Origin of the sequence: Halovivax gelatinilyticus, assembly GCF_024300625.1 — an archaeon.
GTDB classification, from domain to species: domain Archaea; phylum Halobacteriota; class Halobacteria; order Halobacteriales; family Natrialbaceae; genus Halovivax; species Halovivax gelatinilyticus.
In genome coordinates, this window is the sequence record NZ_CP101322.1 from 927,833 (window position 1) to 941,598 (window position 13,766).

Consider the following 13,766-nt stretch of genomic DNA (forward strand, 5'->3'; position numbering starts at 1 on the left):
ACGGATTTTGGCCGTTCAGTAGTCCGTCGTCTCGCTCGTCTCGTGCCCGTCGGCGTCGACGACCGTGAGCCGCACCGCATCGGGGTCGGCGTCGTCTCGTAACTCGTGCTCGCCCGAGTCGCTCGAGCCGCTTGCGGCGGACGTCTCGTCATCCAGGACCGTCTCGCCGGCGAGCAACTCGCTCGTCACCGCTTCGAGCGCCCCGTCCGCGTGCGAGACCGACCACTCGGCTGTAGCCCGGTTCCAGCGGCCGGTCGATCGCGTCTCGATGACGAAGGAATCGATCTCGGGTTCGGCTTCGACCGGATCGTCGTCATCGTCGTCATCGTCGTCATCGTCATCTTCATCGTCGTCGATATCGAGCGACGCGGCGACGTTGAGCCGACCGTATCCCTGCTCGTTGTCGCCCAGGTCGACGTCGTCTGCGCCGTCGTGGAGCGCGGCCCGCACCGCACCCCGATCGGTCGTCCCCGCCGCGATGATCGACGCCGCCGCCCCGCTCACGTGCGGACACGCCATCGAGGTTCCCGAGAACTCCGCGTACCCGTCGCGCGGAACCGCCGAGAGGACGTCGACGCCGGGTGCGGCGAGTTCGACCTCCGGGCCGGTCGACGAGAAGTCGGCCAGCTGATCCCCATCGTCGGTCGCCGAGACGGCGATTACCTCGGGGTGTCGAGCCGGGTAGCCGACGCAGTCCGAACACGGTCCGTCGTTGCCCGCCGCGGCCACGATGACGACGTTCTGCTGGGCGGCGTACTCGATGGCGTCGTCGACGACCGACGACGACTGGTCGCCGCCGAGGCTCAAACTCTGGACCTCGTGGCCCTGATCTGCGGACCAGACGATCCCTTCCGCGATGTCGTCGTACGTGCCGCCGCCGTCACACTGCAGGACCTTCACCGCGTGGAGCGTCACGTCGGGGGCGACGCCCAGCACGCCCACGCCGTTGTCCGCCGCACCGGCGGTACCGGCACAGTGGGTGCCGTGGTCGTTGTCGTCGTCCCACGGTTCGAGACACTCGTCGATGTCGTTTCCACCGCCGCTACCCGGCGGCCATCCGCCGCCGCAGTCGGTCGTACAGGCCGCGTCGTCGGTCGCGAATCCCTCGCCCAGATTCGATTCGAGCGTCTCGTGTTCGGCGTCGATCCCGGAGTCGATGATCGCGACGCTGACGCCGTTGCCCGTCTCGCCCTCGTCGATCGCGACGTCCGCAGACACCTGCTCGATTCCGTAGGGTGTCTCCTGGTCGAACGCGAAGAGGCGGTCGTTGCGCTCTACGTACCTGACGTTCGGGTTCCGCGAGAGCGCGTCGATCGCCGCATCCGAAAAGCGCCCCGAGACGGCTTTTCCGATCGAACCGAAGTCGAGTTCCTTTCTGACGGACGTCGCTGCACTCTCGACGTCGGCGACGCCGCGATTCGGCTGGATGCCGACGACGTACTCCCCTTCGTCCGAACTCGCCGCCGCCGTGTTCGTCACCGCGAGCGCCCCGGCGGTCGCGCCAACTCCTCGTAACACCGACCGTCGTGTAGTGTGGTCATCTGACATGGTAATTTAACCCACGATGTGAGTCACCAGATCTAATAATAAAAGACTTCTGGACATTCAATTCGAAGGAAGGAAAATTATTGGTCGTTATGTTGGATCAGATCGAAATATTTCGCAGAGACAATCGAATAATGTAAAATGGAATGCGTGACAGGAGGCCGGGGTCACGTGGTTACCGTCCGTTCGATCACCGATGGCGACGAAATCGCCGCCGAACGAGTGCGTCTGACGTAAGAACTATACTCACCGCGCCGGACTCTCCCTCCATGGGCCTCATGAGCAAAATCCTCGGTGGAGGCGGCACGCGAACGGCCGAGGACTACGTAGAACTGGATCCTGACGCCGTTGCCGCCGAGACGGGCGAGGCGGCGATGTCCGTCCAGTTCGCCGAGATCGACGGACAGTCGGCGACGATCGACATCAAAGACGCCGTCTACGACGGCGACATCGTCATCGCGGACATCACGCGACTGCGCACGAAGGATCGAACCGTCGAGCACGTCCTGGACGAACTCCGACAGGTCGTCCACGAGGTCGGCGGCGACATCGTCCAGAAGGGCGACGACCAGATCATCGTCACCCCGACCGGCATCTCGATCAGCCGCGAAAAACTCGGACGGTAGGTCTCTCTGTCACGCTCCGTCTTTTCATCCCCTCGCCGAGGACTCAACCGGGACTGTACGCCGCCGAGTAGACGTTCAACAGGACGATCCCGACGAGAACGAACGCCATCCCGACGATGCCGGTGAGATCGATCGCCTCGTCGAACGCCACGAGGCCGATCATCGCGACGCCGACGATGCCGAACGCAGACCAGGTGGCGTAGACGAGTCCGATCGGCAGGTCGCGGATCGCCAGACTGACGAAGTAAATCGAGACGGTGTACGCCCCGAGCGCGATCACACCCATCCGCGCGTTTCCGAACCCGTCCGACAATTTGAGTACCGACGTGCCGATCACCTCGGTCGCGATCGCCGCGCCGAGAAAGAGGTAGTCCTTCGTCATCGAGAACGGCTTCGCCGATCGAGACGATAGGGATTCTCGAACGCCCGCCCCTTTCATATCAGTTTTCAATGAGGTTCCGCGACGTCCGTTCACACTCACGCGCGTTCAACTGGCGACGCGCCCTCCCAGGCGGCGTCGAACCGATCGGCGAGATCCGAGACGACGGTCGGATCTCTGGTGATCGCGATGGCGAACCGCGCGGACGGCTCGAACGGGTCCGGCAGGTCGACGTAGCACTCGACGTCGTCGACCACGTCGAAGGTCAGGCGATAGTTCGGTCCGACCCGAATCTCCACGCCCGGGGCCGCTTCGCGAATGGACGAGAGCGCATCGTCCGGGAGACCGCTGTATACGGCGTCTGCGATCAACACGCGGACGTCGACGCCGTCGTCGATTCGCGCCGCCGGAGTGAGTTCGTCGACGTATGCTTCGAAATCCGCCTCGTCGTAGGGCGGGCCGACGAGGAGGCGAAAACACGCTTCGGCCGCCCGCGCTTGCTCCTCCCAGAGGGCGACGGCCTCCTCGCTGCCGAGGTCCGTCGTCCAGACGTTCGCGTCGATCGGCGGAACCGGCGCGAGCTGTGAGCGGACGGTACCTGCGATCTCCTCGTACGCCGCCTCACGGCGGTCGAGGTCTCGCTTTCGCGCCCGGAGCAGTCGATCGACCGCGTCGTCCGGGTCGACGGGAACGTAGATCGTCGGCTCCTCGCCGGGCCGGGTGGTCACCAGCTCGCGCGTCTCCAGTCCGTTCAGCACGTCGTAGATCCGGCCGGTCGGGATGCCAGCCCGCTCTGCGATCGTACTCGCCGACGCCGATCCGAGCGAGAGGAGTCCGCGGTAGGCTCGCTCCTCGTAACTCGAGAGACCGAGGGCGGTGAGGTCGCTCATGATCCAGCCGACTCGCCGAATCGAGTAAACGGTAGCGGGTCGCAATCGGTCCAACGGTTGCGACCTGGCCAGCGCGACCTCGTCTCCAGAACGCGAAAAATAGTTCGTGACTATCTGCACGCCCGTCAGAAACCATATTAGTTAGGGATCTCCCCCATAGGATAACTTAAGTGAGGTGGCGAGAGTCTCGTAGGTAGATGGATCCCGCGGACTTCGCCGACGGCCCCGGTCGGATCGACGACTACGACGGGCTACCCTGTCACCGACCGGCCAGCCTGCCGCCGGACATAGCGCTCACGGAGGACCTGCTGGCCGTTTACGGCGACGCCCAGTACGCCCTGGGTCGGCTGGCGACGCTCGAACGCCACCTCGAAAATCCCACCCTGCTGATCGCCCCGTTCGTCCACCGCGAGGCGGCGATGAGTTCGCAGGTCGAGGGGACGAACGTGACGATTTCGGACATCTACGCCCACCAGGTCGGGGCCTCGCCGAAACGCGCCGCCGCGGAGCTGGCCGACGTTCGAGAGGCGTACAACTACGTCGACGCCGTCACCCACGGCTTCGAGCAACTCGACGCGGGCCGGTCGATCGACGTCGAGCTGATCTGTACCCTCCACGAGAAATTGCTCGGCGGCGTCCGCGGTGAGGAGGACCGCCCCGGCGAGTTGCGCGACGTCCCCGTCTACATCGGCTCGCCCGACGACGGGCCCGACGGCGCTTCCTTCGTCCCCGCGAGCCCGGATTACGTCGAACTGCTGCTCGAACAGTGTCTCTCGTACCTGCGCCGGGGCGAGTATCCGCCCCTGATCGACACCGCCCTCGTCCACTACCAGTTCGAGGCGATCCACCCGTTTCGCGACGGCAACGGCCGCCTCGGTCGCCTGCTCATCATGCTCCAGCTCTACGACGCCGGCCTGCTCCCGGGGCCGTACCTCTATCTCAGCGCGTACTTCAAGCGCCACGGCCTCGCCTACCGCGAGAAACTCCTCGCGGTGAGCACCGACGGCGCCTACGAGGAGTGGATCGTCTACGTCTTGGACGCCATCGCCGAGCAAGCGATCGACGCCTACGACTGCGGGGTCGCGCTCACCGACCTGCGCGACGAGTACCGCTCGCGGTTTCCCAGCTTCCCGACCGCGCGCGAACTGGTCGACTACGTCTTCGAGCAACCGTACCTCACGGGGCCGCGCGCGGTCGAGGCGACGGGTCGGTCGAAGCCCTCCGTCTACGACGCGATCGAGGCGCTCGAAGCCGAAGGCATCGTCCGCGAGACGACCGGTCAGCAGCGAAACAAGGTCTACGAGGCGCCAGAGGTGCTGGCCGTGCTCGATTCGGGGTGAAGACGAAACGCCGCGGGGCGCGACCGGTGGACTGACCACAGAACCTGAATCGAGTGCCTTAGTTAGCCCGAAGATTATTGAGCTTACTTATCCAGTGGGTCTGAATCCGTTAGTGCACTTCGCACGGCAATCGACACGCCGACCGGTTCGGCGAAAGCCGATCCACAGCGGCTCGAATCCGTCGTCCGAAGGACGACATCCAATCGAACAACGACTTAATAGCCGGCCACCAACGTGGCGCCGATGGTCGGACTCGAACGCGGAACGGTCGAACTCGTCTCTCACCGTGAGTCGTGGACGCGCGAGTTCGAGGCCGAAGCCACGCGGTTGCGTGCCATCGTTGATAATCGGCTGTGCGAGATCGAGCACGTCGGTTCCACGGCCGTCGAGGGACTCGCCGCAAAACCGATCGTCGACATGGTCGGCGTGGTCGACTCGCTCGACCTCGCGAACGCGCTAATCCCGGCGCTCGAAGCCGAGGGCTACACCCACCGCCCGAACGACGAGGTCGACGATCGCGTCTTTCTCGCCAAGGGGCCGGAGACCGACCGGACGCACTACCTCTCGCTCACCACCCGCGACAGTGACACCCACCGCGAGCTGACTGCGTTCAGAGACCACCTTCGCGAGAACTCGGACGTCGCCGCCACCTACGAGTCGGTAAAACGCGACCTCGCCGCCCGCTATCCGGACGACCGGGCCGCCTACACCCGCGAGAAGTCGGCATTCGTCGAGTCAGTCACCGAGCGGGCGCTGCTCAGCGAGGAACCTACGGACTGACTACTCGCCGGTAAGACCGCCACTTAGTTAGTCCAAAATTGTCTTCTATAACCACAGTGCAGTCAGCAACACTCGTAGGGAGACCTGTCTCCGGCGTCTCGAACCACCGATCACCGCCGACTCCGTGGTCGCGGTGAGAAGGTGCTAGCCGTTCGTCGCTCGAACTCGACGAACGATACGACGAGTGGCGGCAACCGTGCTCTCGACAGAAGATATATCAACCACATAGAAAATATATCAGCGCCTTCGACGAACTGGGTCCGTGTGAATACGATGGACGAAGACGACGCATCGAGATCGATCACGACCACGGGGTACGACACGCTAGCCGAGCGAGGCGATGCCATCGAGACGAGCCCGTGGGGCGACAGCGCCTACCAGCGCCACTACGTCTGGCCCGGCGTCGAACCGCTGCTCCCCGACCTCTCGGGGACGCGAGTACTCGACGCCGGGTGCGGGATCGGCGAATACGTGGGACGGTTTCTCGACCGTGACGCAGACGTCGTCGGCGTCGACGCGAGCACCGGGGCCGTCGAAACCGCTCGAGAGCGCCACGGCGACCGGGTGAGGTTCCACCAAGCGGATCTCACCGAACCGCTCGAATTCGCATCCGATGACGCGTTCGACCTCGTGTTCTGTAATCTCGTACTCGACCACGTCGCAGACTGGCGACCAACATTCGCGCAGTTCCGCCGACTCCTCGACCCCGACGGGACGCTCGTGTTCACGACGATCCATCCGACGCGTCGCTACCGGCGTCATCGCGAGGAACTCTCCAGCTACCACGAGATCGACTCGTACGTGCTGGAGTGGGGAGAGACGGACGCCCGCGTCGTCCAATATCACCGACCGATCCAGGAGATCGTCGACTCGCTCTCGGAAACCGGCTTCCACGTAGAGGAGTTCAGAGAGATCACGCCCCAAGAGCGCTACGAATCTCGCGATCCCGACCGCTACGAGACGGCTGTGCACGAACCCGACACGCTGTGCGTGCGAACGAGGCCGACCGATACCGACAGCTAGTAACCCGTCGCGAGCGCAGAACGTGGGTCTCTCGTCGGCCGACGGCTTACTATCGAGGCGTGAACGGCACAATAAGTTAGCTAATTCGGCTTTAGACTAACTAGATGCTGGCCGCGAGCGACTCTCAGTAAGGCAAAAACCGACCCCGTCATACACAATCGGGCAGCCGGGTCGTCCATGAACGAGTATACGGCGCGCAATGCGCGCCGTTTCACCGCGAGCGCGGTGCGCTCGCGGCTTTTTTCATCGACGTTTTTTACGGGGGTTGAGGCCGCCTTCGGCGGCCGACGCCCCGAGAAAAAAGGTCGTTAGAAGTAATCGATGCTCGGGGGCAGTTCGAGCTTCATGCCCTTGCGTTCGCGGATCTCCATGATTTTCTCGCGCTGGAGCGAGTCGGCCATGAACTCGAAGCCGGCGTTTTCGGTGTTCCAGGCGGCGCGGCCTTCGGTCGCAGAGCGAATGTCGCTGGAGAAGCCGATCATCTCGTCGACGGGGGCGATGCCCTCGACGACCATGAGGTCGCCTTCCTGGTACATGTCGTCGACGCGGCCGCGTCGACCCTGAATCTCGCCGGATGCCGCACCCATGTGGTCGTTCGGGACGTCGATGCGGACGTCCTGCATGGGTTCTTTCATGGCGATGTGGGCGTCGATCAGCGACTTGTGGACGGCTTCGCGCGTCGCCGGGATGACCTGTGCGGGTCCGCGGTGGATGGTGTCCTCGTGGAGCTTCGCGTCGTGGAGGCGGATGAGGGTGCCCTGAACGGGTTCGTTCGCGAGCGGACCGTTGTCGAGTGACTCCTCGAGTCCCTCGATGAACAGCTCCATCGTCTCGTTCAAGTGCTGGATACCCTTCGTCTCGTCGAGCAGGATGTTCGCGCCGTGGATGTGTTCGACGTTCTGCGAGTCGTCTTTGTCCATGCCGGCGTCCTGGAGCGCCTCGCGGCGTTCGAGTTCGGGCATGTCCATCGACGCCTCGCCGAGTTTGAGCGTCTCGACGAGTTCGTCCGAGAGGGGTTCGGCGGAGATGTAGAATCGGTTGTGGCGGTTGGGCGAGATACCCTCGACCGTGTCACTACCGCGCTGGACGGCCTCGCGGTAGACGACGATCGGCTCACCGGTGTTGACCGGGATGCCCTGGTTGGCTTCGATGCGCTGGGTGATGACCTCGAGGTGGAGTTCACCCTGCCCGGAGATGAGGTGCTCGCCGGTGTCCTCGTTGATCTCGATCTGGATCGTCGGGTCCTCTTTCGAGACCTGACGAAGCGTCTCGATGAGCTTCGGGAGGTCGTCCATCGTCTGGGCCTCGACGCTCTTCGTGATGACGGGTTCGGAGATGTGTTCGATGGACTCGAACGGCGTCATCTCGACGTCGGAGACGGTCGAGCCGGCGATGGCGTCGCGAAGGCCGGTGACGGCGGCGATGTTGCCGGCCGGAACGCGGTCGACTTCCTCGCGCTCGCCGCCCATGTAGATGCCGACGCTCTGGACGCGGTTCTTGCCCGCGACGCCGGAGACGTAGAGCTCCTGGCCCTTTTCGAGCGTCCCCGAGAAGACCCGGCCGCTGGCGACTTCGCCCGCGTGAGGGTCCATCGCGATGTCGGTGACCATGAGGACGACGTCGCCGTCCTCGTCGACGAGTCGCATGGATTCTGCGAGATCGGACTCGTCGTCGCCGCGCCAGATGCGCGGGACACGCATCGGCTGGGCGGCGACCGGGTTCGGGAAGTGCTCACAGACCATGTCGAGGACGACGTCCGAAAGCGGCGTGCGCTCGTGGAGCTCCTGGCGCTTGTCGGCGCGTTCGAGTTCCATGATGTCGCCGAAGTCCATCCCGGTTCGCTGCATCGACGGCATCGAGACGCCCCACTTGTAGAGTGCAGAGCCGAAACCGACGGTCCCGTCCTCGACGGAGACGCTCCAGTCGTCGATGTCGTCCATCTCTTCGGTCATCCCGCGGATGAGTTCGTTCACGTCGTGGATGACCGAGAGCAGACGTTGTTGCATCTCCTCGGGTCCTTCCTGCAGTTCGGAGATGAGTCGGTCGACCTTGTTGATGAACAGGGTCGGTTTGACGCCCTCGCGAAGCGCCTGACGGAGGACCGTCTCGGTCTGGGGCATCGCGCCTTCGACGGCGTCGACGACGACGAGTGCCCCGTCGACGGCGCGCATCGCGCGGGTGACGTCGCCACCGAAGTCGACGTGGCCCGGCGTGTCGATGAGGTTGATGAGGTGGTTGGTCCCCTCGTACTCGTGAGTCATCGAGACGTTCGCCGCGTCGATGGTGATTCCGCGTTCCTGTTCGTCCTCTTCGGTGTCCATCGCGAGTTGCTCGCCGGCGGTCTCGTCAGAGATCATGCCCGCACCCGCGAGGAGGTTGTCCGAGAGTGTCGTTTTACCGTGGTCGACGTGCGCGGCGATGGCGATGTTCCGGATGTTCTCCGGCTCGTCCATCAGCCGTTCGCACTCCTGTACGATCTTCTTGCGTCGGCCCATATACAACCTCGTACCGGTAGCGGGGTCAAAAGGGTGCTGTTTCGCATCTGGCGTTTCGTATCGCCAGATGCGAAGCTCGTCACGAGTGAAACGAAGACACGCACGCAAAGTGGATCGGCCGACCGGCGGATCCGTCGGGTGGATTTATTTCAGTTCGGCGACCAGCCAGCGCATGGCAGACGAGACGGAAGAGCGAATCAGAACCCTGCTAGAGCGATCCGAAAGCGGGGCACCGGCCGTCGGTGCGACCGTACGGGATCGCTTCGCGACGAACGAGATCTACCAGCGCGTCGTCGCGTACGGCGATTACGAGTTCTCGACGGGGCCGCGCGAACTCGTGTTCAGCGGGATCGCCGGCGGGTTGGCGATCGCGATCACGTTCTTGCTGTACGTCGAACTGTACGGCCAGTTCGGCCCCGAAAGCATCGTGAGTTATCTCCTGTATCCGCTCGGATTCATGTACATCATCCTCGGCGGCTACCAGCTCTACACCGAGAACACGCTCCCGCCGGTCGCGCTGGTTCTGGAACGACTCGCGAGTATCCCGTCGCTGCTCGGCGTGTTCGGGCTCGTCCTGTTCGGAAACCTCGCCGGCGCGGGGCTGGGAGCGGTGATGCTGTACTACGGCGACGTGTTCACACACCCCGAGGCGGCGATCGTCATCGGCGAAGCCGGGATGGAGACGGCCTGGCACGCGCTCTTTTTCAAGGCGGTGTTCGCCGGGTTGATCGTCGCCGGCGTCGTCTGGATGGACTTCGCGGCGGGAGATACGATCTCGCGGCTCGTCATCATCTACCTGGCCTTCCTGGCGATTCCCGTCGCCGGTCTCTATCACGTCGTCGTCTCCGCGACCGAACTGATGGTCCTCGTCATGGCCACGGACGCCTCACTCCTTACCGGCATCTACGGGTTCGTCCTCCCCGTCCTGCTCGGGAACACGCTCGGCGGCATCTTGCTGGTGACGGTCGTCAACTTCTTCCAGACGACCGAACGACGACTCGACGCGATCAGAAACCCGGACTGCGAGGACCCACTCACCGCCTCGGAGTGGTTGTTCGGCCGCTTCGTCGGTCGCGGCTACGTCGAACCGTTCGTCGAGGCGCCATCGGACGACGACGACGATCGTTCGGCGTAAGGCAGATCGGTATGTCGCCGATTGGCCGTCGCACGACCTGAATCGGCACAACGCTCATATTCGTGCTGACCCTGTGGAGTGTACCCATGGAACTGCGCGTACGAGGAACGGGACCGGCCTCGCCGTTTCTCAGCGCCCGCGACCTGTTCGAAACCGAGTGCGACCTGGATCGGCCGGTCGAGGTCCATCTCCGGGCCGATCCCGACGAGCGGACCTGGGCCGGTCACGACGACGACCGCCACGTCCTCAACATCTCGCGTCAGGCAGCCTCCTCCGCGATGGCTCGGGAGCTCGCGATCCACGAATTCGCCCACATGGCTCGATACGAGGAGGCCCACCCCTCGCACGTCCAGTCGACCGCCGAAGTGCTCTCGCTCGCCCTCGCCGGTCGGCAGGTCGAGCGTCGCCGGCTCGCTCACTGCTACCAGATCGTAAACCACGTCAAGGACATCTACGCCGACGACATCACGCTCTCGGTCGGGCCCGGCGAGAAGCTGCTCTCGTACCTCGAATCGAGCCTGGCGGCCGCCGTTGCCGACCGGCCGAATCCCGCCTGGATGGGGTCGCGGTGGTCGGCGAACGCCGATCCGGAGATGACGGCCGTCAACGCCGCGTTCGCGCTCGCGCTCGCCGAACGGCACGACCTCGTCGAACCCGATCACCGCCTCTACGACCTCGCTCACGCGGCGGAAATGGACGCGACGAGCGTCGACGTCGCCGCTTACAGCGACCGGTTTCGTGAACTCTCACACGATCCCGACCCGAGTTCGTATCGGCGCCAGCTGGTCGAGACGACCCGGTCGTACGCTAGCGGGGAGATACCTACTGCGGAGTGATCTCACAGGTCCTCACGACGGTACCTACTGATCGAAATTGGGACCAAGACGATCCAACAGGCCAGGATGATAACCGCGCCCGGATCGGTCAAATAGGTCGGAGCCTCGGCGACGAGGATTTCCGTCCCGAGCGCCCGAGGGTTGGCGGTACTGCCAATTCGTCCCGTCTCGATAGCGTATTCGATACGGGGGACCGCGAGAAGCTGGTCGTGAGATCGAGTGACCAGTAGCTGGTAGGGTTGGACGGGCGACGCGGACCGAACAGGCAGGGGAACGTCGCGATCGGTGCCGACTACCGACGCGATCAAGAACGGCCCCAGCGAGAACGCGATGGCTCGCAGTCGCGTCGAGACGACCGCCGACACCGAGACGGCAAGCGTAGTCAGTACGGTCACGAACAGGAGCGTCGCGAGCACGAACGTCGCGTAGGAACCGGCCTCGATCGTCCCGAATCGGAATCCCGCGACGACTGCGCCGGTGACCAGCCCGCTCAGGACGACGACCATGGCTGACGCCAGCCGGATTAACAGCGTTCCGACAACGACATTCGACCGCGAGACGGGGAGTGACTGCAGGGTCCGAATCGTTCCCGTCTGCTTCCCACCGGCGATCGTACCGGCACCGCAGCCTACCGCGACGAACGAGCACAACACCGGAGTCAAGCGACTGAGATCGTAGACGACGACTGTCGTCGGTTCCGGGACACCACCGCCCGGGTCGATCACAACGAAATGTCCTGGCGTCTCCCCTGTCACCTGCGGATCCATCGTCCAGAGACGTACGGCGATCAAAATCGAAAGAAGGACAGCACCGATTACTACGGCGCGTGATTGCCACAACGTTCGTGCGTCCCGCCGCGCGACGACCGCCGTCATCCGCATCCATCGACGCAGGTCCACGCTCACACCTCGTCAGTGTACGCATTGAACACGCGTTCGAGTGACCGGCCGTCGGTCTCGAACGAATCGACTGTTGCACCCAATCTGTCGACCGTGGACAGTACGCGTGCACTCACCGACTCGCTTTCACAGACGACGACGAGGTCGCCGTTTTCGAGGGAGACGTCACGAACGCCGTCGATGCCGTCTATCTGGTCGCGAACCGCAGACGGATCGCCGTCGATTCGAACCCGGGCGCGGAGGACGATCTCGCCATCGACGGCGTCACGGAGTTTCTGAACGTCGTCTTCGACGACGAGTCGACCATTGTCTATGATGGCGATCCGATCGCAAACCACCTCGACCTGTGAGAGAACGTGACTCGAGAAGAAGACGGTCGCCCCCCGTGCGTTCTCCTCGCGAACGACCTGTCGGAGCATTGGCACCCCGTTCGGATCGAGTCCGGCTGTCGGTTCGTCGAGAATCAACAGATCGGGTTCTCCGATGAGGGCCATCGCCAGGCCGAGTCGCTGGGACATCCCTCTTGAATAGTCGCCCGCTTTTTGATCGATCGCATCGAGAAGACCGACGCGTTCGAGAACAGCTTCCGGATCGATCTCGACCTCCTTCGTCGACGCCGCGAATGCAACGTGTTCGCGAGCAGTCAGTGTCGCGAATGGAGTGAATCTATCCAATAGTACCCCCGTTCGCCGTCTGATCTCGACGGGTGAGGACTGAGTATCGTATCCGAGTACCCGCCCGGAGCCACTCGTCGGATGAACGAGGTCCACCAGGATATCGATCGTCGTCGACTTTCCAGCACCGTTGGGGCCGAGAAAGCCGTAGACGGATCCCGCGGGAACCACCATGTCGAGCCCCTCGACGGCGGTGACGGTTCCGAACTGTTTGGTGAGGGATTCAGTTTCGATCGCTGGGGACGTATTTGTCATGATTGTCAGTTGGTGATGTCGCTTCGTTCGTATCGGTACAGTCCGATGGCGAGGGGGAGGACGATCCAGGCGGTCTGAGAGAGGAGGGCCGCGCTGGTCGACGCAAACAACGGGAGTTCGTCGACGGAGAAGGTAAGACCCGTACGTTCACCGCCGTGTTCGACCTGAAACGCCGTATACACGCGGTCATCAAGACCCGCTACCAGCGTATCGAAAATCGGACCTGGACCGAGAAGCGTCAGCCGAGGCGAAACCATCGATAGCGGAATGGAAGCCAATAGCAGGCCGATTACGGCAACCAACGCAGCACCGAAGACGACGCTGCGCCGACGCCGAAGCGTCGACAGCGAGACCCCCACGGCAGTGTACCCGGCCAGATGGGCGACGAAGATACTGACGAAGCCGATCCCTCTCGTGAGCGATGGGGAGAGACCGATCCGGTAGGCCTGGGCGAGCGTGAGACCGAACACCACAACGACTACGACCGCGACGATTGTCACCCGGGCGAAGACGGAACCGATGAAGACTGTCCGTCGATCGAACGGCAGCGACTGAACCGTACGGAGTGTCCCGTCCTCGCGTGCGCCGACGATCGTCCCGGCACCGAGAAATGTCGCAAAGCACGCAAGAACGAGCATCAGAAGTGATGACAGGGCGACGGTGGGATAGAGGATGTCGTGGTTAATCGATTGGAGGTAAAAATGACCGGTGGTTCCGACGTTACGTCCTCGAGCGATGTTAGTGACTCGAAGAATATTGAATAAATAGACCACACATAGAAATGTCATGATAGCTACTGTTGCCACCGTCCGTCTTGACCGATAGTGGCGCCGTAATTCGAACCAGTACACGGAATTAACCGCTTGCAATTTTCTCATGGCATGAACTG

The 13,766-nt window shown here is 63.4% G+C and carries 13 protein-coding genes; 6 read left to right on the plus strand and 7 right to left on the minus strand.

The window, feature by feature from the left end; all coding sequences use genetic code 11:
• Positions 1-15 precede the first annotated feature (15 nt).
• On the minus strand, positions 16-1,518 hold the full coding sequence (locus NKH31_RS04475; protein ID WP_254863945.1) for a S8 family serine peptidase: 1,503 nt from the start codon (positions 1,516-1,518) through the stop codon (positions 16-18).
• Between the two features lie 296 nt (positions 1,519-1,814).
• Here NKH31_RS04475 and NKH31_RS04480 point away from each other — a divergent pair, with 296 nt between their 5' ends.
• Positions 1,815-2,171 carry a cell division protein SepF gene (locus NKH31_RS04480; protein WP_254863946.1) on the plus strand — a complete coding sequence of 119 codons (357 nt, stop codon included), beginning with the start codon at positions 1,815-1,817 and terminating at the stop codon, positions 2,169-2,171.
• Between the two features lie 43 nt (positions 2,172-2,214).
• On the opposite strand, the gene NKH31_RS04485 is transcribed toward NKH31_RS04480, so the two are convergent.
• Positions 2,215-2,553 carry a DMT family transporter gene (locus NKH31_RS04485; RefSeq protein WP_254863947.1) on the minus strand — a complete coding sequence of 113 codons (339 nt, stop codon included), beginning with the start codon at positions 2,551-2,553 and terminating at the stop codon, positions 2,215-2,217.
• 95 nt (positions 2,554-2,648) lie between these two features.
• On the minus strand, positions 2,649-3,440 hold the full coding sequence (locus NKH31_RS04490) for a TrmB family transcriptional regulator (protein ID WP_254863948.1): 792 nt from the start codon (positions 3,438-3,440) through the stop codon (positions 2,649-2,651).
• 197 nt (positions 3,441-3,637) lie between these two features.
• On the opposite strand from NKH31_RS04490, the gene NKH31_RS04495 reads away from it, so the two are divergent.
• The 3 genes from NKH31_RS04495 to NKH31_RS04505 all read left to right on the plus strand — a co-directional run bounded on the left by NKH31_RS04495 (position 3,638) and on the right by NKH31_RS04505 (position 6,583).
• The gene (locus NKH31_RS04495; RefSeq protein ID WP_254863949.1) at positions 3,638-4,780 is read left to right on the plus strand and encodes a Fic family protein; all 1,143 of its coding nucleotides are present in this window, start codon (positions 3,638-3,640) and stop codon (positions 4,778-4,780) included.
• A 243-nt stretch (positions 4,781-5,023) separates the two neighbouring features.
• Positions 5,024-5,560 carry a GrpB family protein gene (locus tag NKH31_RS04500; RefSeq protein ID WP_254863950.1) on the plus strand — a complete coding sequence of 179 codons (537 nt, stop codon included), beginning with the start codon at positions 5,024-5,026 and terminating at the stop codon, positions 5,558-5,560.
• Between the two features lie 273 nt (positions 5,561-5,833).
• Positions 5,834-6,583 (plus strand): class I SAM-dependent methyltransferase, encoded by a 750-nt coding sequence (locus tag NKH31_RS04505; protein ID WP_254863951.1) that lies wholly within the window; start codon positions 5,834-5,836, stop codon positions 6,581-6,583.
• Between the two features lie 308 nt (positions 6,584-6,891).
• Here NKH31_RS04505 and NKH31_RS04510 read toward each other — a convergent pair whose 3' ends face one another.
• Positions 6,892-9,078: an elongation factor EF-2 gene (locus tag NKH31_RS04510; RefSeq protein ID WP_254863952.1), complete on the minus strand. Its 2,187-nt coding sequence runs from the start codon at positions 9,076-9,078 to the stop codon at positions 6,892-6,894.
• A 172-nt stretch (positions 9,079-9,250) separates the two neighbouring features.
• Between NKH31_RS04510 and NKH31_RS04515 the strand changes: the two genes are divergently transcribed.
• On the plus strand, positions 9,251-10,213 hold the full coding sequence (locus tag NKH31_RS04515) for a formate/nitrite transporter family protein (RefSeq protein ID WP_254863953.1): 963 nt from the start codon (positions 9,251-9,253) through the stop codon (positions 10,211-10,213).
• A gap of 86 nt (positions 10,214-10,299) precedes the next feature.
• Entirely contained in the window at positions 10,300-11,049 is a 750-nt protein-coding gene (locus NKH31_RS04520) for a DUF5781 family protein (protein ID WP_254863954.1), read from the plus strand.
• 2 nt (positions 11,050-11,051) lie between these two features.
• Here the strand turns inward: NKH31_RS04520 and NKH31_RS04525 are convergent, their stop codons facing one another.
• Genes NKH31_RS04525 through NKH31_RS04535 form a run of 3 tightly spaced genes read right to left on the minus strand, consistent with a single transcriptional unit; the run spans position 11,052 to position 13,755 of the window.
• A complete protein-coding gene (locus tag NKH31_RS04525; protein ID WP_343217299.1) occupies positions 11,052-11,930 on the minus strand; it encodes an ABC transporter permease in 879 nt (292 codons plus the stop codon).
• 20 nt (positions 11,931-11,950) lie between these two features.
• Positions 11,951-12,877, minus strand: coding sequence for an ABC transporter ATP-binding protein (locus tag NKH31_RS04530; RefSeq protein ID WP_254863956.1), 927 nt, complete (start codon positions 12,875-12,877; stop codon positions 11,951-11,953).
• 5 nt (positions 12,878-12,882) lie between these two features.
• Positions 12,883-13,755 (minus strand): ABC transporter permease subunit, encoded by an 873-nt coding sequence (locus NKH31_RS04535; RefSeq protein WP_254863957.1) that lies wholly within the window; start codon positions 13,753-13,755, stop codon positions 12,883-12,885.
• Between the last annotated feature and the right edge of the window lie 11 nt (positions 13,756-13,766).

Coding starts and splice junctions, on each gene's coding strand:
- NKH31_RS04480 (WP_254863946.1), top strand. CDS start 1,815: ATGGGCCTCATGAGCAAAATCCTCGGTGGAGGCGGCACGCGAACGGCC.
- NKH31_RS04505 (WP_254863951.1), top strand. CDS start 5,834: ATGGACGAAGACGACGCATCGAGATCGATCACGACCACGGGGTACGAC.
- NKH31_RS04495 (WP_254863949.1), top strand. CDS start 3,638: ATGGATCCCGCGGACTTCGCCGACGGCCCCGGTCGGATCGACGACTAC.
- NKH31_RS04485 (WP_254863947.1), bottom strand. CDS start 2,553: ATGACGAAGGACTACCTCTTTCTCGGCGCGGCGATCGCGACCGAGGTG.
- NKH31_RS04530 (WP_254863956.1), bottom strand. CDS start 12,877: ATGACAAATACGTCCCCAGCGATCGAAACTGAATCCCTCACCAAACAG.
- NKH31_RS04490 (WP_254863948.1), bottom strand. CDS start 3,440: ATGAGCGACCTCACCGCCCTCGGTCTCTCGAGTTACGAGGAGCGAGCC.
- NKH31_RS04535 (WP_254863957.1), bottom strand. CDS start 13,755: ATGAGAAAATTGCAAGCGGTTAATTCCGTGTACTGGTTCGAATTACGG.
- NKH31_RS04510 (WP_254863952.1), bottom strand. CDS start 9,078: ATGGGCCGACGCAAGAAGATCGTACAGGAGTGCGAACGGCTGATGGAC.
- NKH31_RS04520 (WP_254863954.1), top strand. CDS start 10,300: ATGGAACTGCGCGTACGAGGAACGGGACCGGCCTCGCCGTTTCTCAGC.
- NKH31_RS04515 (WP_254863953.1), top strand. CDS start 9,251: ATGGCAGACGAGACGGAAGAGCGAATCAGAACCCTGCTAGAGCGATCC.
- NKH31_RS04500 (WP_254863950.1), top strand. CDS start 5,024: ATGGTCGGACTCGAACGCGGAACGGTCGAACTCGTCTCTCACCGTGAG.
- NKH31_RS04525 (WP_343217299.1), bottom strand. CDS start 11,930: ATGCGGATGACGGCGGTCGTCGCGCGGCGGGACGCACGAACGTTGTGG.